We start from the raw sequence: 22,067 nt of genomic DNA, 5'->3' as shown, positions 1-22,067 counted from the left end.
GCCTTCCACGGGAATAATATTTAATTTTATTGCTTATGCTCCCTCTATCCCCTCTCCTAATGCCGGTACTTCTTCTACTACAGTAAGTGTTGTATCTATAGTAGTTTCTTCAGACGTAATAGTATTTATAAAAATTTAGAGTTGATAATTATAGATAATAGCATTGAAAATAAGGCTATAAAGTAACCGGCAAAAAAGGATAAGATTTAAAAAAATCTTATCCCTAGTTGCGAATAAAAATAGAGTTTAGAAAGAACTTGCAATATTGTTTATTAAATCTCCGGATCAGTATTTCCCAATATTGTTATATCTGAATTACTATCCGTATTTTCTTCCATAAAATTTAAACTGAGTGCAATAGTATTATTTAAAAGAATTTCAGAAGTTATTCCTTTGTGAATTACTGATTGACCATTATTTATATTTTCTATTATATAGCTAGACCATAGTAAATAGGTACAGTTAAATAAACTTTAGTACGTGTTCTACAGCCATACTGATATCTTTGAATTGCCCCGTAACTTTTCTTATTTCGTTCTTAATCTTAAACCAATAATGTTCTATAGGATTTAAGTCTGGGCTATATGTAGGTAAGAATAAAATTCTGCACCCAACCGACTCGATTAATTCTCTTATTATATTATTCTTATGGAAGTTGATATTATCCATAATTACTGTTTGTCCAGGATGTAATTCTTTAGTTAATATAGTCTCTACATAGGTTGTAAATATTTCTTTATTACAATTTCCTTCAAATATTACTGGCGCTATAATTTGATTATTACGAAGCCCCGCTATCATACTGATCCTGGATTTATGTTGATACACTTTGTTTCCATAACATCTAGTACCTTTTATACTCCATCCATATTCTCTACAAGCATTATCTTCTATTCCTGACTCATCAATGAATACTAGAGTTTCTTTAGAAATTTGCTGTATCTTTTCTATAAATTCATTCCTTAAACCAATATCCCTTCTGGGATGAAGATGACTTTTTTTTATAAGTGTACCCTAGTAGTTTTCTATAGTAATTTATTCTAGTTCTTTGTAATCTATTACCTAGTATAATACTTAATTCTTTAGCTGTTTTATCATGATTATTGATAATTAATTCTTCAAATTCTTTGAGATTTATTTTTGCATTATAACCCTTTGCTGGACCATAAGGTTTTGCTTTTATATCTCCTGTTTCCCATTTAAGAGTTTTCCATCTATATATAGTGTTACGACCTATATTGAATATTTTACATGCTTTAACAATTGAGAGCCCATCATCTAGAGCTTTGAATAGTTTCATTCTTAAATCGTAACTGTAACTGCTTGCCATAATTTATTTATTATCATTTATAACATATATATTAGCATAGTATGTACCTATTTACTATGGTCTAGCTATAGCTTCAAAAATTCCTTATCTACATTCTTATCTTTATCTTTAATATATTTTCTAAATTCTGATTTTAATCTGAAAAACTTTTTCATAATTTCAGCATTTTCAATAGGCATTGATAATTCAAGATACTTTAAATTATTGTAAATATACTGGAAATTTTCTTTTTGCTTTTCATAGTCAAATAAAAATTCTGCTTTTATATACTCTTCAATAGCATCAATAACACTTAATACAAAACTCTTCTTTTCTACTTCAAAATCTAATTCGCTCATATTTAAATCCTAATTATTATTAAATTGAAATTTAAGAAATTTTAACTTTTGGTAATATAATAATTAAGATAGTGTCAATGTCATAAGTCAATTCAATTGGATTTGCATACAAGGAGCAAAGAACGAAGCCTATAACTAATAGGAGAGCGACGAGCAACGTAATAGACAAGTCCAAATCAATTGACTATAAAATACGATGATTAATTTTTATGTAAAATTCTATCGAACTATTCTCAATAAAAACTTACAACCACTTTCGTTTCTTAAAATATTTATAGGTAATAATTGTAGATAATAACATTAAGAATAAGGCTATAGGATAACCATACGGCGATTTAAGTTCAGGCATTACGGTAAAATTCATACCGTAAATACTGGCTATTAAAGTGGGTGGGAGAAAAAATATAGTAACCAACGAGAAAATTTTAATAATATTATTTTGTTCAATTGCAATCATACCAAGTGCTGCGTCTAGGGTTCTTGCAATCTCGCTAGATATAAATTGTGAAAAATTAATTATTGAGTCTACGTCTCGAAGCAATGTATCTAATAGATCCTTAGATGCTTTATTTTGAGTTATTTGTGGAGATTTTAAAATATATTGAATAGCCATAGTTAAAGAAAATAAACACTCACGGCTTTTAGAAAGTAAATCACCTTTTCGACCTATTTTCTTTAATACATTAGTATGATCTATACGCAAATCATTAATGTTATTATCAAGTATTAAACATCCATAATCATCAATATCCATACTAATCAACTGTACAATATTCGATAATCTTGTTACCATATTACGAAGTAACATAAATAAAATATTTTCTGCATTATGTTTGTTATTAAGCTGCTTAGCAAATTTATTTATACAGTCATTAAAGGGTATTAATTCTACGTAACGAACTGTTATAAGACAACCTTTATGCAAAATAAATACTATAGAATGTGTTTCAGGAAATTCTTGCTCTTTATTAACGAGTTCCGTAATAGTTAGATATAACGCCTCATTTTCAACATATAACCTCTCGGAAATCTCAATTTGCGATATGTCCTTTAAAGTCGGTATTTCTATATTTAATGTATTTTTTACTATTACTTTTTCTTCATCGGTTATATTGAATAAATCAATCCATAATGTGGATTCATTAATAATATATTCTTCATTTTTTACTATAGAATTATTTTCCTTTAAATATGTAGTTATCATATAATCTCAAATATGTTTTTGTAAAGATTAACAAACTTCACTCTTTAAAGCAACTTAAAGCTTTTATTCTCGTAGATGATTCCTATTATTAGACTTCTTGCATAACCTATCTTATGAATAGAAATTTGAAAGAAACACGGAAGCACTTACCACTGCAACGTACACGCAAGTAACGTGAGGATACGAGTACCGGATTGACGTATAAATTACCTTTAGAAGGAGGTTATGCAAGAAGTCTATTTTCTAAATAACAAATAATATACAATATAAAACCATCCAAAAAATCCATGAATGATAGCCCATAATATTGATTTGTTAACATTAAATGATATTACTATTGCAAGGTATTGTTCCAAGAGAAATACCACCGTATCCTAAGTAATTCATATATTTTACCCTTAATATTTTTTAATATTATTGTAGGATATTTATTATGTTTTATTAAGATATTTTATGAATTAAAAATAATTAATTTATATATTATTGCTTAAAAACTACTTTATGGGACTGTTAACAAAATAGCTTTAATTGATAATTAATAAGATTTTTGAGAGGATATATCCTATTTTAAAAAAATCTTATAATTTGCAGCTAAAAAGAGCAAGGAATCAATAAGACGAGGAACGACAGCGGTTATTAAATGTTCAGCATTCGAGAACTTAAAAAGACATTGCTGCCAATTTTTTAAGTTCTATCTGAATATATACGTCCCTTAAAAAAGCAGAACTTTATATATTAATTATTTTTTTGCAGTAAGATTCCAAATTTTCTCTGCTTTGCTTCCAAGCCACCAAAAGCTTATTCCTAGAATTGTAAAAAATACTGCTTTATGAGTTGTATTCCAAAAATATTCAAAAAATCTTGTATATAAATTAATAAAAATCCTTTAGTTACCGAATTATCTTGTTTTAAACCGTGATAAATAGCTGCTCCGGACACAAATAATAAAGACCAATGAAATAATTCTATCGGCTTTATCGACTTCAAGTAATAATCTTCAGGGTCATAATTTCCAAATATTGATAATAACCACATTGCAATAAATGAATATAATAAACCAATTACAAGAGTTACTTGAGTAAAGTGATTGAATTTTTTATTTTCCTCTAGTGCAAGAGCAGAGAATGTTAAGATTCCTCCAAATAATATAAAACGTAATGGATAATTCATACCTAAGTAATAGCTCCCCATCCTGACATATACCCGGTTTCTGCTCCCATCAAACTACCTAGTGAAATTAAAGCAAAGCACCAAATTAAATTTGATTTAGAGAAATATCCTAATATGGCATAAACAATAAAAGATAAAAGCAATAAAATGGAAAAATGTCCACTCCCTGAATCAAATGCTTTTCCTAGTTGATAAATAGCACAAGCAGTGGTTAAGACCCCTAAAAATAATACTGCCCCATTGCTAAAAATTTTCTCTGGTTTTTGTTGTTGTCTTTTAAAACCAACAAAATAAATTATTCCCGATAAAGTTGATAAGGTAATAAATTTCAGCAGATACGGGGCATTAAAAATATATTCTAATAATTCGCGTAGATAACGATCAGACAAAATAGCATTAATAGCAATAACTATACATATTAAAGAAACCCAAAAAGAATATCTAGCTAATTTCTTCCAATCAAAATTTAATATTTCTATATCGTCAAGTAAACCGGTGTTATTCCATTCATTTAATGCTGAAAAAAGTATCTTTGCCTGTGATTTAGAAATTTTCATAAGTTAATCTAAATATCTCCAAAATTTTAATGGAAAGATATTATTAATATAAAAATATGTCAAGAATTACTAGATTCTGTGGACAAACTACCTTTAGAAGGAGGATATGCAAGAAGTCTAATGAATATATAAGCAAATAAGTTTTGTTACTCATTACTTTAATTCTTTCTTTAAAAAAGATAGTATTGTTTTTGAGAAGAGATATAGGAAATTGAAAAAAGAAAATTATAGTCTTAAAAGCAAACAATTAGTTAAAGATAGTGACAGTAAATATTTGGACTGAGTAATTACTTATATAAATATAAGCAATATACTAATTTAGTCTTTAAGGAGGTAATCCAGCCGCAGGTTCCCCTACGGCTACCTTGTTACGACTTCACCCCAGTCGCTAATTTTACCGTGGTTGGCTGCCTCTTGCGTTAGCTCACCACCTTCAGGTAAAACCAACTCCCATGGCGTGACGGGCAGTGTGTACAAGGCCCGAGAACGTATTCACCGCGGCATGCTGATCCGCGATTACTAGCGATTCCAACTTCATGCTCTCGAGTTGCAGAGAACAATCCGAACTGAGATGTCTTTTAGAGATTTGCTCCACGTCGCCGTCTTGCTTCCCTCTGTAAACACCATTGTAGCACGCGTGTAGCCCAACCCGTAAGGGCCATGATGACTTGACGTCGTCCCCACCTTCCTCTGGCTTATCACCAGCAGTTTTCTTATAGTTCCCGGCATTACCCGCTGGCAAATAAGAATGAGGGTTGCGCTCGTTGCGGGACTTAACCCAACATCTCACGACACGAGCTGACGACAGCCGTGCAACACCTGTGTGTGGTCCAGCCGAGCTGAAGGAAAGCATCTCTGCGATCCGCGACCACCATGTCAAGGGTTGGTAAGGTTTTTCGCGTAACATCGAATTAAACCGCATGCTCCACCGCTTGTGCGAGCCCCCGTCAATTCCTTTGAGTTTTAATCTTGCGACCGTACTCTCCAGGCGGAGTGCTTAATGCGTTAGCTGCGAAACCGAAAGAGAATCTTCCGATATCTAGCACTCATCGTTTACGGCGTGGACTACCAGGGTATCTAATCCTGTTTGCTCCCCACGCTTTCGTGCATTAGCGTCAGTTGTAGCCCAGATGACCGCCTTCGCCACCGGTGTTCCTCCTAATATCTAAGAATTTCACCTCTACACTAGGAATTCCATCATCCCCTACTACACTCTAGATTAGTAGTTTTGAAAGCAATTCCGAGGTTAAGCCCCGGGCTTTCACTTCCAACTTACTAAACCGCCTACGCACTCTTTACGCCCAGTAATTCCGAACAACGCTAGCCCCCTCCGTCTTACCGCGGCTGCTGGCACGGAGTTAGCCGGGGCTTTTTCTGCAAGTAACGTCATTATCTTCCTTGCTAAAAGAGCTTTACAACCCTAAGGCCTTCATCACTCACTCGGTATTGCTGGATCAGGCTTTCGCCCATTGTCCAATATTCCCCACTGCTGCCTCCCGTAGGAGTCTGGGCCGTGTCTCAGTCCCAGTGTGGCTGATCATCCTCTCAGACCAGCTACAGATCGTCGGCTTGGTGAGCCGTTACCTCACCAACTACCTAATCTGACGCGGGCTCATCCATCAGCGATAAATCTTTCTTCCGTAGAGAATATACGGTATTAGCTTTTATTTCTAAAAGTTATTCCGTACTGATGGGTAGATTCCCACGTGTTACTCACCCGTCTGCCACTAACTAATTGGAGCAAGCCCCAATTAGTCCGTTCGACTTGCATGTGTTAAGCATACCGATAGCGTTCGTTCTGAGCCAGGATCAAACTCTCAAGTTTGATTCTGTCAGTTTTACTTTAAAAAATTGACAGGTTTAATTATCACTTTTGTGATATGTACATGTTTACTGTCACTATCTATATCTAATTATTTACTTTTAAAAACAGCTGCGACTTTTTTCATTTATCGCTTTAGATTAGGTGTAGTTATATGCAATATAATCAGACCTGTCAACTACAATTTTGAAATTATTTTATTTTTTTATTAAGAGCCTGTTCACAATCTTATTTTAATTGATAACTAAACAGATTTTTAAGCAAAAATTAATAAGATTTTTGTAGGAATAGTACTCCTATTTCAAAAAAATCTTATAATTTGCAGCTAAAAAGATTTTAATTAGCTTTAAAATTAAGATCGTGAACAGGCTCTTAAGCTTATTTATTTAGCAAATCCTCTAACAATTTTTCGGATGGAGTGCTACCGTTTAATACTAAATTAGAATTATTTAAAACCTCATTATCAAAGGGTTCAAACCTCCCTCCGAGATGTTTTGCTAAAAACCGTTCTGCAATAGCATAAAAGGAAAGTTTATTTGATTCATTTAAAAAGAAATGTGTTTCATTTTTATATAAAGTATAAATTACCGGAATATTATGCTTGTTCATTGCTTCTACCATTTGGTCCGATTCAGCTTGCGGCATTCTTGTATCTTTTGCTTCTTGCATTACAAGTAAAGGCTTTGTGATATTAGTAACGTGCGTTAATGGAGAGTAACCGGTATAATTTCTCAGCCGTTTCTAAAAGACTCAATTTTACTTTATCTAGCCTATCTAAACGAGCATCTTGAATAAAGTAATTTGAAATTGTTGCTAAATTAGGTGGACCGGCAATATCCACACTGCAAGCAAAAAGCTCAGGCGTAAAAGTTAATCCGGCAAGTGCCGCATATCCACCGTAACCGACTCCCATAATAGCAATTTTTTTAGGTTCGGCTATTTTATTTTTAATAGCCCAGTTAACAGCATCAATTAAATCGTCTTGCATTTTCTGCCCCCATTCTCCGTAACCGCTACTTAAAAACCTCTTTCCGAATCCTTCCGAGCCTCTAAAATTAACGCTTAGAACCGCATAACCACGATTTGCAAGCCATTGATGATTGGTGTTCATACCCCATTTATCTCTTTGATCAGGTTCATCATGCACTAAAAGTACTAACGGTAATGGATTCTTTGGATAAATTTGCTTATTTAACTCAGTATTTTTAGGGAAAGTAATATAACTAACTAAATCTAAACCGTCCCTAGATTTAATAATTACCGGATTCATAGGAGATAGAGAATATTGCTCTAATGCTTTATAACGTGCAAATAAATGTTTTACTTCTTTGTTTTTCCTATCATATTTATAACATTTAGTAGGGCGGGTATCACTATAAAACATTACAAACCAAGTTTTGTCATCTACTGTACGATGCATAATTTCTAATTCCCCTAAATTTAAGACCTCAAGGAATTTAATATCATCTCTAATAGCATTATCAATTATACGATATTTAGGTTTATCGTAATTAGTTATAACCGCTTGGACTTTATTGGTAATCGGATCAGAGGTAAAGCTGTAAGAATCTGTCTTTTCATCTTCAGCAATTAATTCTGATTTACCGTTTGCTAAATTGACTAATTTAATAGCTATATTATCACGGTCTCGACTATCATATAAATAAGAACTGTTATTTTGAGAATTACAATTAAAAAATTTTGTATCATAACTATCCTTAAGAGGTATTTTGGTAAAGAGCTGCCATTCATTATCTATAAATCGTCAATATTCTTTTTCACCTTTCTCATTCATAGCCATCCCAAAACAAATTTGTAAATTATTATCAAAAAGAAAATTCCAAAATTTATCATTCTTCAATACTAATTTTTTACTGTAATCAGTAAGATTAAATGAATAAATATCAAAATATGTTTGATCAGTTTGTTTTAAGCCAATCAATACTTCATTAGGATTTTTAGGACTTGCGGCAATTAACTTAGCTGTAAGATTTTTATCAGGAGTTAATAATTTTGTTTGTTTGGTTTTTATATCATAACTATAAAGCTGATTATTATTAGTACTTGCTTCTCTTTCTAAGTAAAGTATATGATTATTATAGCCCCAAGCATAATTACAATTACCGCACTTTATATCTATGGTCGTTATAATATTGTCAGGATCATCACTATCTACTATATATATACGATTTATTATCTTTCTCTGCTGTATAACTTATATATTTACCGTCCGGACTAAAATTTAATTCTTTATATTTAGATAAGGCAAATAACGCCTTTCTTGGTATAATATCATCCTTAACATCCATATCTGCTTTAATAGCGGGATTTATTATTATACAAATATAATTATAGAGATAATTTTTGATAGCATAATAAATACCTTAAAATAATTTATGGTTATTTTGTCACTATAAACATAAAAAATTACTTTATGCAATAAATTTTATAAAATTATCTGGCACAGCATAATTCAGAAAGGTTCAAACAAGATGAGCTTCTATGTCATTCCCGCGGAAGCGGGAATCCAGAAAAAACTTAATAGGTTATATTATTTAATAAAATGAACCTATAAAACTTAGTTTTTATAGGTTTTACTGGATTTCCGCTTCCGCGGGGATGACATATAGGGTTTTTCAAAAATTGTCCGATACTATAATTCTAACCTCCCGAACGTCCGACTTTCAAATCTAGCTCTTTTAAATCGAATTTTATATCGATTATTGCTCCCTCTTCTTCTCTGTTCGCTATATCTAGAATGCCGCAATGTTCTTCGACTATTCTTTTGACTATAGCAAGCCCTACTCCCATACCTTTACTGCTGGTCGTAACATAGCTTTCGGTAGCTTTGCCTATTAGCTCAGGCGGGAATCCTTTACCGTTATCTATTACAATAACACTAATAAAATCGTCTTTAGCATCTATAGTAACTTCTATTTTCCCGGATTCTCGCCCTTCTATTGACTCTTCTGCATTTTTCAACAAATTTATCATAACTTGATTTATTTGGGTAGCATCACACATAAAATCAAATTGATCTACGTTAGACTCAAATTTATACAAAATATTATCATTAAGTAATTTACGTGCTTCAACAATATGCTTAACTAAATAAACTAATTCACTCTTCGTAAATTTAGGAGCAGGAAGACGTGCAAAAAGAACAAATTCGGATACTATATTTTTAATATCGTTAGTATGGCGAATAATCATTTTTAAATAACTTTCAAATTCTGCCCTTTCCTTAATTTCAGGACTAAATTTCTTAAGCAGCCTTTCAGAAGCAAGTAAAATAGGAGTTAACGGGTTCTTGATTTCATGGGCTACTTTTTTTGCAACATCCGACCAAGCCATAGCCCTCTGTGCTATAACTAAATCGCGCTGCTGGCGGGAAAGCTGCTTAATCATTCTATTAAATGCCGCATAAAGCGTTCCTATTTCGTCTTTATCTACTTCATTTTCAGGTACTTGCACCGTTAAATCACCGTCTTTAACTTTGTCGGTTGCAGTAACTAATTTTTTAATAGGTTTTACTATTTTAGCAGTAAATATAACCCCGAAACTTATAGCTACAAAAAGAAGTAATAAGGCAATAAAGATAAACATTATAGAGAACTTAATCTGTATATTATCTATTTCATTTTTAAGGCTATTATACTCGGCAGCTGCTCCGTTAGTTGCATCTACATGGTCGATAATTTTATTATCTACTAATCTACCGATTAATAAATACACATCATTATATTCTTTTAATTTAATCAGCATCCTTATTTTGGTTGGATCGGATTTTACTTCCACCGGTTCACCTAAATCCGCTTTTTTAATTAAATGTGCAGGGATAGTTGCAAATGATAATGAAAAACTTAAATAACTATTAGCTACTATAGTATTAGTAGATTTGTTTAAAACTATAGCTTCATCAAGCGAACGCATTTCTGCTTCAGTATTAAGTGTTTTAGTAAATAAAGCGGGATTGTGAATTAAATCGTAATACATATCGCTTAAATCTTCAGCAACGGCTAAAGCCGTTTCTTTTAGCTGTAATTTATGCTCGGCAATATAAGATTCTGCAACTATCACGGATTGGTCAAGAACTGTAGAAATCTTCTTATCAAACCAAGCTTGAACACTAAGATTAAAAAAATAAACAGAAAATACCGAAACAATTATAGTTGGAATAGCTGCAACTAAACTAAAGGCAATTACAATACGATTTTGTAATTTAGAACTATCATTATTATTATTTTTAGTAAAAAATTTTTGAGTTAGTAAAACACCTAAAATTAAAAAAATCGCTAAATCAACTAATAAAAATCCAATAATCGTACTAAAATTCTTCGATTCTAAAGATATCACATAAGAAGTAGCACAGGCAAAAATAACGGCAGCCGCTATTAAAGTAAAAATCAGCATTCTACTAGAAAAATAAGAATGTAAATTTTGTTTAAGATAACTAAGCATAGATACTGTTTATATGACTATAACCGTTCTTTATAACATAAAAAAAGTCAATTGGGAATATTTCAAGTTTTAAGTACCTTATTGTATTTCTGCGGAGGCGTTGCTGCGTGGGTACTTAATCGTCATTGCGAGCAGGCATTGTTGCGTGGACCGGTAAAACCCACCATACGCATCAAGTTAAGCCATAATTGTTAATAATTTTAGTGTATTTAAGGAAGATAATCTGGTTTTACGATATTTATCTTTCAAAGAAAATCTCCCCCAATCTATAATTAATTTCTTAAGGAACTGCTTTAAATCATTAAGACGTCCAGTAATAGACAGGAATAATTCTCTTGACCTTTTCTGTAGTTCAATAAATGCTTTGGTTAAACTAATTTCTCTATCATTTGCTAATTCTACACAATTCGATAATCCATGAAAAATAAGCACACTACATAATTTACCATATAATTCACACAAAACTCTTGCAGGTTTACTTCTCCCTTTAAGATTTTCAATTTTTGCATGACTTTTATATAATTTAAATAATAATTCAATTTGCCATCTTGCTCGATAAATTATCATTATATGCTCAGCATTAACCATATCCTCTGATATATTAGTGATAAATATTGACCAATCTAGTAATCTCTGGTTTCTTGAAGAAGATTTATATTTATGAGACTTAGCTAATAAATTAGCCTTCCTTCTTCTACCAATAGCCTGTTCATCAGTCAATTTATGTGTAAACCTTCAGATTTGATCTGACATATTAAGATTGAAATTAGACGAGTTTGTGGGTATGTAGATAACTAAGGAGTTATCTATCATATCCACGAACTAAATATAAAACTCAATTAATAGGAACAATATGTCAAATTATGATCAAAAAATAATCAAACCTAAATTAGGATTATTAGAACTTGCAAAACAACTAGGTAGTGTTAGTACTGCGTGTAAAGTAATGGGCTATTCAAGAGATAGCTTTTACCGTTTCAAGGAACTATATGAGATGGGCGGAGAAGCGGCTCTTGTGGATATGAGTCGTAAGAAACCTATAGTAAAGAATCGTGTATCAGAACATATAGAACAAGCAGTAATAAATCTTGCTATAGAGAATCCTGCTCTTGGTCAGCTTCGTGCGAGCCAAGCACTAATAAAGCAAGGTATTATAGTGTCATCCAGTGGTGTACGTTCTATCTGGCTACGCAACGATCTTGAAACTCTAAAGAAACGACTCAAAGCTTTAGAAGCTAAATCTGCACAGGACGGTATCTTACTGACAGAAGAGCAGATATCTGCTTTAAAAAAAGCAAAACAAATTAAAGAGGCTCATGGAGAAATTGATACTCAGCATCCCGGTTATCTTGGTGCACAAGACACCTATTATGTCGGTAATATGAAAGGAGTAGGTAGAATATACCAACAAACCTTTATTGACACTTATTCTAGAGTGGCTATTTGCAAACTCTATACTGATAAATCTGCAATAACATCCGCTGATATTTTAAATGATAAGGTAATACCTTTCTTTAATAATCATGATGTACCACTACTGAGAATCCTTACAGATAGAGGAACGGAATATTGTGGTAAGGTAGAACATCATGCTTTTGAGTTATATTTGGCTATAGAAAATATTGATCATACTAAAACTAAGGCACGTTCTCCTCAAACTAATGGAATATGCGAAAGATTACATAGAACTTTAAAAGATGAATTTTATGATATAGCTTTCCGTAAAAAGATTTATAGCTCATTAGAGGATTTACAGATTGACTTAGATCAATATTTAAACAAATATAACAATACTAGACCGCATTCTGGAAAGTTCTGTTATGGAAAAACTCCTATGCAAACTTTCAAGGATAGCATTAAAATTGCTCAAGATAAGTCTATTAATTCTTACTTATCTGACAGCACTTTTGCTGCTTAATCAATCTCTACCTGTCAGATCAAGTGTACGGGCTGTTGAAAAAATCAACAAGGTTGCAAATACTTTAATATTTTTTTATCTTTAATAGCAGTAGATAAAAAAACCAAAAAATAATTTTAAGTATCCGTTTAAAATTTTGTACTATCGCAATCATCAGTATTTGAATCTGTGTTTTCTGTACACTTCTAAATTTTGCTCCTCGTAAACCATGATTCTCCTTAGCTTCACCAAATAGACCTTCTATTTTCCACTTTCTCTCAATTAGTTTTTTCTTAAAATCAATTCTATTCTGTCTGACCTTTACCTCATCTATTTCATCCTGATAAGGATTACGATAAATAAATCGTCCTCTATTACTATAATTATCAGAAATACAACCTGATTTTAGAGAGCAATTTTTACAATGCCCTCCTGTAATACGATAACGTTTTATTTGTTTTTTATCTAATTTATCATACGGATAAAGATAATGTCCCTGTGGACACTTATATCTATCCTGTTCTCTATCATATTGAAATTCCCCCCTACTTATTTTTCCTTCACCAAGATTATCTACATGTAAAGGTATATAAGTTGTAATTCCAAGTAATTTAAAATATCCATAGGTTGGACCTCTACCATAACCTTTGTCTGCTATCCATTCTTTTACTCTAAAAGAAAAATTATTTAATATATTCCAAACTCTACTTGGAAGTACAATACACTCATGTTGTGATCCTGTACTTACATAACAATCTATTATAATACGTGAATCTGAATCAATTGAGTAGTGGGTCTTATAACATAGCTTTTTATAACCATTAGTTCTTGATACAAGACTACAATCAGGATCTGTCCTACTGACATGAGTTTGATTAGATATTTTCCTTACTTTTTTCCCTTCTCGGAAATCATGATAACGACGTTCATATTTTTTTAATTCTCTCTTTTGTGAATCACCTTGATCTTTTCTTAATATTAGGCTATTCATAGAGGCATTAGATTCAACTAAAGAGGCATCTGAAATAATTGTTTCTCCTTTTATAATATCTAGTTCATACCATTGCTTAATCAAGCTTATAAATATTTCTTGAAATAGTTCTACCCCAAATCTATCTCTTATCCTACTTAATGATGAATGATCCGGTACTTTATCCTCTAAACTTAAACCACAAAACCACCTATATGCTATATTTAACTGAATTTCTTTACATAATCGTCTATTTGACTTTATACCATATAAGTAACTTATTATTTGCATCCTAAAAAATAATACAGGATCAATTGATGGACGTCCGTAATTAGCACAATAACGATTCTTAGTTATTTCATAGATAAAAGAAAACTCTAATTCTTTAGCTTCATGAATCCTCACTAATAAATGATCATTAGGTATCATGTGCCTTAAGCTAAGGCTATTACATCTCACACTTTGATCAAGCTTATAACCCTGCATCTTTACACCTTCATTTAAGCATAAAAATACAGCTTATTCCTTAGATTAACTCTTTTCTACTTCTTTTTATAACTTTTTCAACAGCCCGTGTAGAGTTTTACAAATAAATTATTCCCCTAACTTATTTACTCTTTTAAAGGAAAATCAAGAAATTGCATTTAGAGCTTTTTCTCAATGTGATGTTGATGTTTTAGGATTTTATAAGGCTCATCCTGAACTAAAGCTAACAAGTTTAATTGGAAAAAGAATTGGGAACATAGATATAGTTGTAAAAGATCAGGGTAATATAATTAATCCTATATCTTATGACAAGATTGATACTGAAATACTGATTGATGTTACAAATTATGACCAAGAAAATTCTGAATTAAAATTAACTGGTAATATTACAGATAATCATGAGCAGCTATCCACTATTTAAAGTTATCTTAATTTTTAATAAGTAATACTAAAGATTTATATAAAATGAGTCGAGAAATTTCATTAGTTATAGAGTCACTATATAGTGCTATTACAAAATATTTTAGTGATGATGAGTCAAATTTATCTAAAATTAAGGAGTGGTTTGAATTAAACGTTCGTGGTGACGATCAATTAATAGCTAATAGAAGTAAAGTAAGTGCTATATGGTTATATAAACAGTTAAAACAACATAAACCAAATATTAATATACCCGATGATATTTTATAATGGTCAGGAGAAATACAATGTTGCAAGGAATTTATGGGATTTATTTGCCAATAACAAATTAGCAAGAGAATTATGGATTAATGATTACCAGTTAGTGAATGTCCATGAAATTCCTGATGAAGAGTTTAAACAAAGGATATGGTCAGGGATATTAGAATTTTTTCTCAAACATATACATGAGAGGGAATTATTAAAAAGATGGCAAGAAATATCAGATATATTACCGGAATTAACCAAAATAACGATAGGTTATGATTATCTAGAAATGATATTATATTATACATTGACGAAGATAGAGCAAGCTGATAAAATAAAGCTAGAGAATTTATTATCAACAAAGTTGAATCCAGAAATAGGAACAAGGCTTATGAGAAGTTTAGCACAGCATTGGCAACAAGAAGGGAAAGAAATAGGTATTCTTGAAGGCTTACAAGTTGGTGAAGCTAAAGGTATCCAAATTGGAAAAGCTGAGGAAAGAGTTGAAATAGCAAAAAAACTATTATCCCAAGGTTGTAATGTTTCTTTAATTTCTAGTGTAACCGGTCTTGATGAAGCTTTTATTAGTTCTTTAGAGTAAACATATTTCTTGTAAAATTTACTCTGCTGTTTGAAAAATCATTTATAAAAATTCTGAAATAACAAAAAAGTTTTTTATACACAGCTTACCTCTAAAACTCGTAATACTAAATTAGCGATTTAAAGGGGCATTATAATAGGATTTTTCTTTATAAGGTAAAATTTCCGGGTCTGTCAGATTCTTTGTGTAAGTATGATTTCTCCATTTGCCCAATTTTGTAAATTAGTATCACAAAGGATTGCAAATTGATTTAAAGCCATCGCCCAATTCTTAATAGGCATTGTCCATTTTTTAGAGGCATTTGTCAATGCCAAAAAGATTATTTTCTGAATCGATTTGTCATCTGGAAACACTCCTTTATTTTTAATAATTTTACGAATTTGACGGTTAGTGGATTCAATAGCATTAGTAGTGTAAATCGCTTTTCTAATGTCTTCCGGAAAGCTAAAAAATGGAGCTATGCCAGACCAATTTCGTTGCCATATGTCAAAAATAACTGGATATTTTTCATCCCATTTTTTGGCAAAATTTTGTAATTCTCTTAATCCCTCTGCTTCATTTATTGCAGAATAAACTGCTTTTAAATCAGCTGTTACCGCTTTTAAATCTTTGTATGATACGTATTTTACAGAATTTCTTACCATATGAACAATACACAACTGCACTATGGTTTTTGGAAAAATGCTATTTATCGCCTCTGGAAAACCCTTAAGACCATCAACACATGCAACATATATTTGTTCAACTCCTCGATTCTTAAGTTCTGTTACTACCTGCATCCAAAATTTAGACCCTTCATTCTTGCCTATCCAAATTCCTAATAGCTCTTTCTTGTCCTCCATATTCACTCCAATAGCTATATAAACTGCTTTATTTATTATTACATGATTATCTCTTGCCTTAACATGAATACAATCTAAGTACATTATAGGATATACATTATCAAGTGCTCTATTCTGCCAGGCAGTTACTTCCTCTAAAATACCATCAGTTACCTTTGATATTAACTCAGATGATACCTTGGTGGCATATAGTTCTTCTAAGTGCCATTGTATTTCCCTAATGGTCATTCCCCGAGCATATAAGGATATTACTTTATCATCAAATCCTTCAAATTTACGCACTCCTTTTGGAATTAGTTGAGGTTCAAATTCTCCGTCCCAATCCCTTGGCACTTCTACTTTCAATTTACGACCTTCTGGATCTATTAGAGTCTTTTCATAATTGCCATTACGTCTGTTATCTGAGTCTTTCTCATTTTTAGAATGTTTCTCATAACCTATATGAGATTCCATTTCTTTCTCTAAAATCTTATTTACTATCTGCTTTTTAATTTCCTGAAATATCTCTTCTTTGCCAAATATCTCAGATGGATCACTTTGTGATAGTATTTCTGATACTACTTTTTCTATAGTTGGATTTGATACTTTGCTCTTATTTTTCATATTAGCCTCATGTAAGTTGTTTTAATTAATTTTATTCTTAACTATTTTTATAACTTACACAAACTTTCTGACACCCTCAAAATCCCCTATCAAACAATTGAAATCTTTTAAAAATACCATTAAAATGGTTTCTATATTTTTGCATTGAAATCAAGTTTGTAAATTCATTTGTAATTTAGTAATAGGGAAATTACCCATAAGTTTTACATAACAGGTAAGATCTGGTAGATTCATGATTTCAGATGGCATTACTAATAACTTCCTTTTTTCTAAGCTGTGCATATTTACTCCATCACGCATGGAGTTAGCACCATAAGAGAGATTCTCTTGAGTTTCAATAATTTCTTGCTCACCAAGCATTAAAGCTGATTTATGGGCTGTTTGTTGATCACTTACTCGAAAGATAAATTTACTGCCAAATAGATCAAGCATTGAAGCTGCTCCTGCATGACCATATATCTCCTCTAATTGATGGATATTCTGCATGTTACGTACACGATTATAATAAATATAAGAATCACATTTTTCAGGCATTTTCTTTAAAATATCTCCCATAATTTTCAGTGTATTAGACATTATATTAAGCACAGAGAGTAATTTTTGCTGATCATCATGTAGTACTGCATTAAAAGCATCCAATATTGCTTGTAGTCCTGGAGCCGATTGTGCCTCTATAGCAATATGCACTAACACAAACCAGTCTTCATCTATTCCACCGTAAAAGTTCTCTAATCTTATTATATTAGTTAACGTTATACCTTGATTTTTATCATATAGTTTCCAGTTATATAGAGCATGCGAATCATATGACAACATAATAGCACATAGGAGCTCTCAGTGCCAATTAAAAGAAATATTTAAAAACCTAAAAAATATAATAGACTATTTTATAAAAGAACCAGAAACAAAACTCTCTAATATTAAGTTGGTTACTACTTTATTTCTTATAGAGGTACACAAACAGCCTTATCATCAAATTTATCAGTATCAAATTTACTTTATGATTCTTTTAATTCTTTCAGCACAAGACAAGCTTTAGAATATGCAAATAAGTCAAGAATGTTTTTGAAGAGGTAACATTAACCAATATAATTGATTCTCAAATTTCAAAATATGATTTTCAAAAACAAGATTTGAAATTTGGACTTCATCTCAAAAGGTCACGAAAGTTACTATTTGCTTTAATTTCACTAATATTAAAAAATAGATGCTTTGTTCCCTTAGATCCAAATATTCCACATGATAGATTAATCCACTATGCAAAAGAGGCTAAGATAAATTATATAATCTCTGATACAGAAACTTTATCGTACTCTCTGCTTAACAAGAGAGAGTTTAAGCAAAGTGTTATATATATATTGATAATAGTCAATTTCAAAAAAGTCAGAAAGATGACTTGCATCTAAATAAGACTTTAGAGTGTAGTGCAGTAATATTTTATCACGTTACAAAATGTAAACATATGAGTGAAACAAGAAATCTACTTGGTGATCCAGATAAGGGAAAAAAGAAAGCTAAACATGATAAGATATTTCGTAAGGCACTTGAGAATCCTTTAGTTGCCCATGAGTTCTTTAATGCACATTTGCCTAAAGAAATAAAAGGTTTAATAGATTTTCCTAGTTTAGTAATGGAAAATACTACATTTAATATTCTAAAGTTTCTTCATATTCCCATCTAGGTAGAGGGTGATCATCAGATTCTTTTTCTAAAAATATATCATTATTGATGATATTTTTTCCTTTAAAGATTCATTACATAATTCTTCAAAAATAGGATAATATTCTTTCTTATTAGATACTAAAGGCATGATTGTTGATTTACTATCATTTAAGTAATTATATAATGCTTCAAAAAAAGAATCATATTTCCCATTACCTATAATATCGTGATATATAAGAGAGTCTATATTGAGTGCTTGAATAACCAGCTTCCCATCTATCGATAATATTTTTTTGAAGAGTTCTAAATCTTCAATATGAAGAGCCATGGAAAAAATATTATTATGTAGTACCATGCTTTTTATTATTTTCCACTTCTCTATAGTATTATATTTAGACCATTCCATAACTTATTTACTCCTTAAATAAATTTTTAGGCATTCGGTAATAAACCGTATTATAGAATTTTTCGACAGAGTTCTTCCCAAACTCTACTTCTAGAGGTAATTTGTATGTCGATCCGGTACTCGCATCCTCACGTACGCTTTTGTACGCTGCGGTGCTACGTTCCGTGTCTCCTTCAAATTCCTCTCTATAAGCGAATTTGGAAAGAACTCTACTTTCAGGGAATTTGCGTTTGCAGATAGAGAAATTACCAAAATTTCTGATTTCGATACGCTTTTGTTCTTTAAGAGATTCGTTTAAATAATCTAAAATTAAATCTACTGAATCTTTAACATCTTCTTTAGAAAGATAATTCAGCTTATCATGTATTTTATCTATTAAATAATTCTTAGTAACCATTATTAAAAAATCGCTTTGATTCCGTTAAAACTATTTTTAAAAAAACTAGGTGTTATACTATCAAAATCTTCAAGTATTATGTCCATTAATTTTGGTTTTGGTTTTAATTGATAATCTTTAACTAGTAGATTAACATTAATTTTCTTAACTTCCTGTAACCATTTTAATGCAGTATCTTCCGAGCCTATAGCATCCACAAGCTTTAACTTTAAAGCCTGACGACCTGAATATACTCGTCCGTCTGCGAGCTTTTTTACTTCTTCTATAGGAAGATTACGCCTCTCTGAAACAAGTTCAAGGAAGAAATTATAAGTATCTTCTATATTTTCCATAATGGCTACCCGCACTGCTTCCGTCAGTTTTTCGGTAGGATTTGGGACGGCTTTTAATTCACCCGATTTGAAATTATTAAATTTAATCCCCAATTTTTGAGCAAGTTCCGTTACCTCGGCTGTTTGTAGTATTACACCGATTGAACCCGTAATAGTTCCGTTATGGCTGACAATATAATCACCTCCAAGAGAGATTAAATAACCGCCGCTTGCAGCTATTGTTCCCATAACTATCACTACCGGTTTTTTTTCAGATATTTTACGCAGAATATTATAAATTTTTTCAGAGCCGACTACCGTACCGCCGGGAGAATTTACGTTAACTATTAACGCTTTAATATGAGAATCATCGATTATTTTTTTGAGCTTTTTGTCACGCTTTTCGTCTTCAAGAATTATTTCGTCTATTAATACGGAAGCTATATAGTCTTCATTACTATTAATAGGTAAAACCTCTTTTGGAGCAAAATCTTTACCAACTAGTAAGAATACGATAGCAATTAAAATAATAGCTGCTAGCTTCCAAATTAACAAACGAGATTTTATTTGTCTTCTTTCAATTAAATAATCGGATGATATATTCATGATTTCTTATGTTTTTGTAGTTATCCAAGGCGTTGTTGTATTAAATTCGATGTCATTCCCGCGAAGCATTGTTGCGTGGATTAATTCCGCCGCTGTCATCCCGCGACTTGATCGCGGGATCCAGTTTAAAATACTAAAATTATTAGTGCTTTAAATTATTTTTTGGATACCGTGGTCAAGCCATGGTATATGACACTGAGTGCGTTTTTCGATCCATGCCACCCCCCACGGCCTCGCAGAAATGACATCAAGTATTATAAACCGTTCTTAGGACGTTCAGGACTCTTCATCATCTCAAAAAACTCACCGTTAGTTTTAGTATTTTCAAGTTTTTTGAGTAAAAATTCTATTGCTTCACTGCTACCCATCGGATCGATAATACGACGAAGAACCCACATTTTATTTAATATTATTTTATCTACTAACAAATCTTCTTTTCTAGTTCCTGATCTAGTCATATCAATAGCCGGATAAATACGCTTATCGGCAATCTTACGATCTAGAACTATCTCGGAATTACCTGTACCTTTAAACTCCTCAAAAATTACCTCATCCATACGAGAACCGGTTTCAATTAAAGCCGTACCGATTATAGTAAGCGAGCCGCCGTTTTCGATATTTCTTGCTGCTCCGAAAAATCTTTTCGGTCTTTGTAGTGCATTAGCATCAACACCGCCCGTTAATACTTTCCCTGATGATGGTACTACAGTATTATAAGCACGAGCTAAACGTGTTATCGCATCTACTAAAATCACCACATCTTTTTTATGTTCTACTAAACGCTTTGCTTTTTCAATAACCATTTCTGCAAGCTGCATGTGCCTACTTGCCGGTTCATCGAAAGTAGAGCTAACAACCTCCCCACGCACGGAACGTTGCATATCTGTTACTTCTTCAGGTCTTTCGTCTATTAACAGTACTATTAAAAATACTTCCGGATTATTGGTTGTAATTGCATGTGCTATATTTTGTAATAATACGGTTTTACCTGTACGAGGCGGTGCTACTATTAATGCACGTTGCCCTTTACCCATAGGGGCAACAAGTTCAATAACTCGTGTACTAAAATCCTTACTATCTTTACTATTATTTTCAAGTTCTAATCCTAGTTTTTCATCAGGATATAAGGGAGTTAAATTATCAAAATGAACACGATGATAAGCTTTAGAAGGGTCTTCAAAATTTACTCTATTGACTTTCAGTAAAGCAAAATAACGCTCCCCGGCTTTTGGAGCTCTGATCTGACCTTCTACCGTATCACCGGTACGTAGACCAAAACGACGAATCTGACTAGGAGAGATATAAATATCATCAGGGCCTGCTAAATAGTTTACTTCCGGCGAACGTAAAAAACCAAATCCGTCAGGTAGTACTTCAAGTACCCCCTCTCCCACTATTAAACCTCCCTGCTCTACGGATTTTTTCAAAATTGCAAAAACTAATTCTTGTTTAAGTAATGAATTAATATTTTCAATTTTTAATTCTTCTGCTTGAGCTTGTAGTTCCTCCGGTAATTTACGTTTTAATTGTTTTAAATTAATAATATTACCGTTCTCTGCAAAATTATTATGATTGTTATTGTTAAGTTCTTCTGTGGATTCTTTATTAGTTGTGTTCATTATTTTATTATTAATAGATTATAATTGAAAAGTTGAGTTAGCAATTAAGTTTAAAGGTAAGTAATATAATTATTTAAATTAGGAATCAAAGTTTATTATTATTTCATGAGATTACCGCA

15 protein-coding genes, 1 rRNA gene and 9 pseudogenes are annotated in these 22,067 nt (G+C 31.8%); 7 read left to right on the top strand and 18 right to left on the bottom strand.

Annotated features, from left to right (window positions below; translation table 11 throughout):
• Positions 1–462 precede the first annotated feature (462 nt).
• Positions 463–1,330 (bottom strand): IS630 family transposase gene (locus tag REIP_RS09660; protein WP_156147374.1). Its coding sequence is split into 2 segments (ribosomal slippage): positions 463–1,002 and positions 1,004–1,330, totalling 867 coding nucleotides; the frame shifts between segments, so codons are not numbered across the junction.
• A 65-nt stretch (positions 1,331–1,395) separates the two neighbouring features.
• The gene (locus tag REIP_RS05200) at positions 1,396–1,668 is read right to left on the bottom strand and encodes a hypothetical protein (RefSeq protein WP_045803989.1); all 273 of its coding nucleotides are present in this window, start codon (positions 1,666–1,668) and stop codon (positions 1,396–1,398) included.
• Positions 1,669–1,757: 89 nt separating this feature from the next.
• Here REIP_RS05200 and REIP_RS09655 point away from each other — a divergent pair.
• A pseudogene (locus tag REIP_RS09655) lies at positions 1,758–1,859 on the top strand (palindromic element RPE2 domain-containing protein); the annotation flags it as partial.
• A gap of 53 nt (positions 1,860–1,912) precedes the next feature.
• Here the strand turns inward: REIP_RS09655 and REIP_RS05195 are convergent.
• Positions 1,913–2,872: a magnesium transporter CorA family protein gene (locus REIP_RS05195; RefSeq protein ID WP_045803988.1), complete on the bottom strand. Its 960-nt coding sequence runs from the start codon at positions 2,870–2,872 to the stop codon at positions 1,913–1,915.
• A gap of 97 nt (positions 2,873–2,969) precedes the next feature.
• Between REIP_RS05195 and REIP_RS13695 the strand changes: the two are divergent.
• A pseudogene (locus REIP_RS13695) lies at positions 2,970–3,123 on the top strand (palindromic element RPE1 domain-containing protein).
• A 553-nt stretch (positions 3,124–3,676) separates the two neighbouring features.
• Here the strand turns inward: REIP_RS13695 and REIP_RS12565 are convergent.
• The 7 genes and pseudogenes from REIP_RS12565 to REIP_RS05165 all read right to left on the bottom strand — a co-directional run.
• On the bottom strand, positions 3,677–4,042 hold the full coding sequence (locus tag REIP_RS12565) for a hypothetical protein (protein ID WP_052691099.1): 366 nt from the start codon (positions 4,040–4,042) through the stop codon (positions 3,677–3,679).
• Positions 4,043–4,044: 2 nt separating this feature from the next.
• Complete coding sequence (locus REIP_RS12560) at positions 4,045–4,599, bottom strand: hypothetical protein (RefSeq protein WP_231569248.1); 555 nt, start codon at positions 4,597–4,599, stop codon at positions 4,045–4,047.
• A gap of 326 nt (positions 4,600–4,925) precedes the next feature.
• A 16S ribosomal RNA gene (locus tag REIP_RS05180) occupies positions 4,926–6,424 on the bottom strand.
• Positions 6,425–6,799: 375 nt separating this feature from the next.
• On the bottom strand, positions 6,800–7,111 hold the full coding sequence (locus tag REIP_RS13215; RefSeq protein WP_331385745.1) for an alpha/beta hydrolase family protein: 312 nt from the start codon (positions 7,109–7,111) through the stop codon (positions 6,800–6,802).
• A gap of 1 nt (position 7,112) precedes the next feature.
• The gene (locus tag REIP_RS13210; RefSeq protein WP_269429011.1) at positions 7,113–7,841 is read right to left on the bottom strand and encodes an alpha/beta hydrolase family protein; all 729 of its coding nucleotides are present in this window, start codon (positions 7,839–7,841) and stop codon (positions 7,113–7,115) included.
• 1,241 nt (positions 7,842–9,082) lie between these two features.
• On the bottom strand, positions 9,083–10,882 hold the full coding sequence (locus tag REIP_RS05170; protein WP_045803987.1) for a sensor histidine kinase NtrY-like: 1,800 nt from the start codon (positions 10,880–10,882) through the stop codon (positions 9,083–9,085).
• Between the two features lie 177 nt (positions 10,883–11,059).
• Positions 11,060–11,605: pseudogene (locus REIP_RS05165) on the bottom strand (transposase); the annotation flags it as partial.
• Between the two features lie 130 nt (positions 11,606–11,735).
• On the opposite strand from REIP_RS05165, the gene REIP_RS05160 reads away from it, so the two are divergent.
• Positions 11,736–12,800 carry an IS481 family transposase gene (locus REIP_RS05160; protein WP_045803566.1) on the top strand — a complete coding sequence of 355 codons (1,065 nt, stop codon included), beginning with the start codon at positions 11,736–11,738 and terminating at the stop codon, positions 12,798–12,800.
• Positions 12,801–12,864: 64 nt separating this feature from the next.
• On the opposite strand, the gene REIP_RS05155 is transcribed toward REIP_RS05160, so the two are convergent.
• Positions 12,865–14,178, bottom strand: coding sequence for a transposase (locus REIP_RS05155; RefSeq protein WP_172686766.1), 1,314 nt, complete (start codon positions 14,176–14,178; stop codon positions 12,865–12,867).
• Positions 14,179–14,700: 522 nt separating this feature from the next.
• Here REIP_RS05155 and REIP_RS05150 point away from each other — a divergent pair.
• A complete protein-coding gene (locus tag REIP_RS05150) occupies positions 14,701–14,925 on the top strand; it encodes a hypothetical protein (RefSeq protein ID WP_045803986.1) in 225 nt (74 codons plus the stop codon).
• A pseudogene (locus REIP_RS05145) lies at positions 14,900–15,502 on the top strand (Rpn family recombination-promoting nuclease/putative transposase); the annotation flags it as partial. The gene REIP_RS05150 and the pseudogene REIP_RS05145, both read left to right, overlap by 26 nt.
• A 173-nt stretch (positions 15,503–15,675) precedes the next feature.
• Here the strand turns inward: REIP_RS05145 and REIP_RS05140 are convergent.
• From REIP_RS05140 to REIP_RS13685, 3 genes and pseudogenes are all read right to left on the bottom strand, one after another.
• Positions 15,676–16,947, bottom strand: a complete 1,272-nt coding sequence (locus REIP_RS05140; RefSeq protein ID WP_045803646.1) for an IS256 family transposase — start codon at positions 16,945–16,947, stop codon at positions 15,676–15,678.
• Positions 16,948–17,097: 150 nt separating this feature from the next.
• A pseudogene (locus REIP_RS13690) lies at positions 17,098–17,442 on the bottom strand (type IV secretion system DNA-binding domain-containing protein); the annotation flags it as partial.
• A 51-nt stretch (positions 17,443–17,493) separates the two neighbouring features.
• Positions 17,494–17,763, bottom strand: a pseudogene (locus REIP_RS13685) (hypothetical protein); the annotation flags it as partial.
• Between the two features lie 646 nt (positions 17,764–18,409).
• Here REIP_RS13685 and REIP_RS05130 point away from each other — a divergent pair.
• Positions 18,410–18,595 (top strand): annotated as a pseudogene (locus REIP_RS05130) (Rpn family recombination-promoting nuclease/putative transposase); the annotation flags it as partial.
• Positions 18,596–18,742: 147 nt separating this feature from the next.
• Here the strand turns inward: REIP_RS05130 and REIP_RS13450 are convergent.
• The 3 genes and pseudogenes from REIP_RS13450 to sppA form a co-directional block, all read right to left on the bottom strand.
• Positions 18,743–18,937 (bottom strand): annotated as a pseudogene (locus tag REIP_RS13450) (hypothetical protein); the annotation flags it as partial.
• Between the two features lie 289 nt (positions 18,938–19,226).
• Positions 19,227–19,412: pseudogene (locus tag REIP_RS05120) on the bottom strand (HU family DNA-binding protein); the annotation flags it as partial.
• Between the two features lie 2 nt (positions 19,413–19,414).
• Positions 19,415–20,329, bottom strand: coding sequence for a signal peptide peptidase SppA (sppA, locus tag REIP_RS05115; RefSeq protein WP_023508209.1), 915 nt, complete (start codon positions 20,327–20,329; stop codon positions 19,415–19,417).
• On the opposite strand from sppA, the gene REIP_RS11045 reads away from it, so the two are divergent.
• The gene (locus tag REIP_RS11045) at positions 20,328–20,483 is read left to right on the top strand and encodes a hypothetical protein (RefSeq protein ID WP_156147429.1); all 156 of its coding nucleotides are present in this window, start codon (positions 20,328–20,330) and stop codon (positions 20,481–20,483) included. The two genes, sppA and REIP_RS11045, sit on opposite strands and share 2 nt — an antisense overlap.
• 100 nt (positions 20,484–20,583) lie before the next feature.
• Here REIP_RS11045 and rho read toward each other — a convergent pair whose 3' ends face one another.
• Positions 20,584–21,948 carry a transcription termination factor Rho gene (gene rho, locus REIP_RS05110; RefSeq protein ID WP_008580217.1) on the bottom strand — a complete coding sequence of 455 codons (1,365 nt, stop codon included), beginning with the start codon at positions 21,946–21,948 and terminating at the stop codon, positions 20,584–20,586.
• Positions 21,949–22,067 lie beyond the last annotated feature (119 nt).

The sequence above is a fragment of the Rickettsia endosymbiont of Ixodes pacificus genome (genome assembly GCF_000965155.1).
GTDB lineage: Bacteria > Pseudomonadota > Alphaproteobacteria > Rickettsiales > Rickettsiaceae > Rickettsia > Rickettsia tamurae.
Note: the sequence above shows the minus strand (reverse complement) of the source record. Positions and strands in the feature narration are given on the sequence as shown.

Coding starts and splice junctions, on each gene's coding strand:
- REIP_RS05200 (WP_045803989.1), bottom strand. CDS start 1,668: ATGAGCGAATTAGATTTTGAAGTAGAAAAGAAGAGTTTTGTATTAAGT.
- REIP_RS05195 (WP_045803988.1), bottom strand. CDS start 2,872: ATGATAACTACATATTTAAAGGAAAATAATTCTATAGTAAAAAATGAA.
- REIP_RS12565 (WP_052691099.1), bottom strand. CDS start 4,042: ATGAATTATCCATTACGTTTTATATTATTTGGAGGAATCTTAACATTC.
- REIP_RS12560 (WP_231569248.1), bottom strand. CDS start 4,599: ATGAAAATTTCTAAATCACAGGCAAAGATACTTTTTTCAGCATTAAAT.
- REIP_RS13210 (WP_269429011.1), bottom strand. CDS start 7,841: ATGCATCGTACAGTAGATGACAAAACTTGGTTTGTAATGTTTTATAGT.
- REIP_RS05170 (WP_045803987.1), bottom strand. CDS start 10,882: ATGCTTAGTTATCTTAAACAAAATTTACATTCTTATTTTTCTAGTAGA.
- REIP_RS05160 (WP_045803566.1), top strand. CDS start 11,736: ATGTCAAATTATGATCAAAAAATAATCAAACCTAAATTAGGATTATTA.
- REIP_RS05155 (WP_172686766.1), bottom strand. CDS start 14,178: ATGATACCTAATGATCATTTATTAGTGAGGATTCATGAAGCTAAAGAA.
- REIP_RS05150 (WP_045803986.1), top strand. CDS start 14,701: ATGAGTCGAGAAATTTCATTAGTTATAGAGTCACTATATAGTGCTATT.
- REIP_RS05140 (WP_045803646.1), bottom strand. CDS start 16,947: ATGAAAAATAAGAGCAAAGTATCAAATCCAACTATAGAAAAAGTAGTA.
- REIP_RS11045 (WP_156147429.1), top strand. CDS start 20,328: ATGATTTCTTATGTTTTTGTAGTTATCCAAGGCGTTGTTGTATTAAAT.
- sppA (WP_023508209.1), bottom strand. CDS start 20,329: ATGAATATATCATCCGATTATTTAATTGAAAGAAGACAAATAAAATCT.
- rho (WP_008580217.1), bottom strand. CDS start 21,948: ATGAACACAACTAATAAAGAATCCACAGAAGAACTTAACAATAACAAT.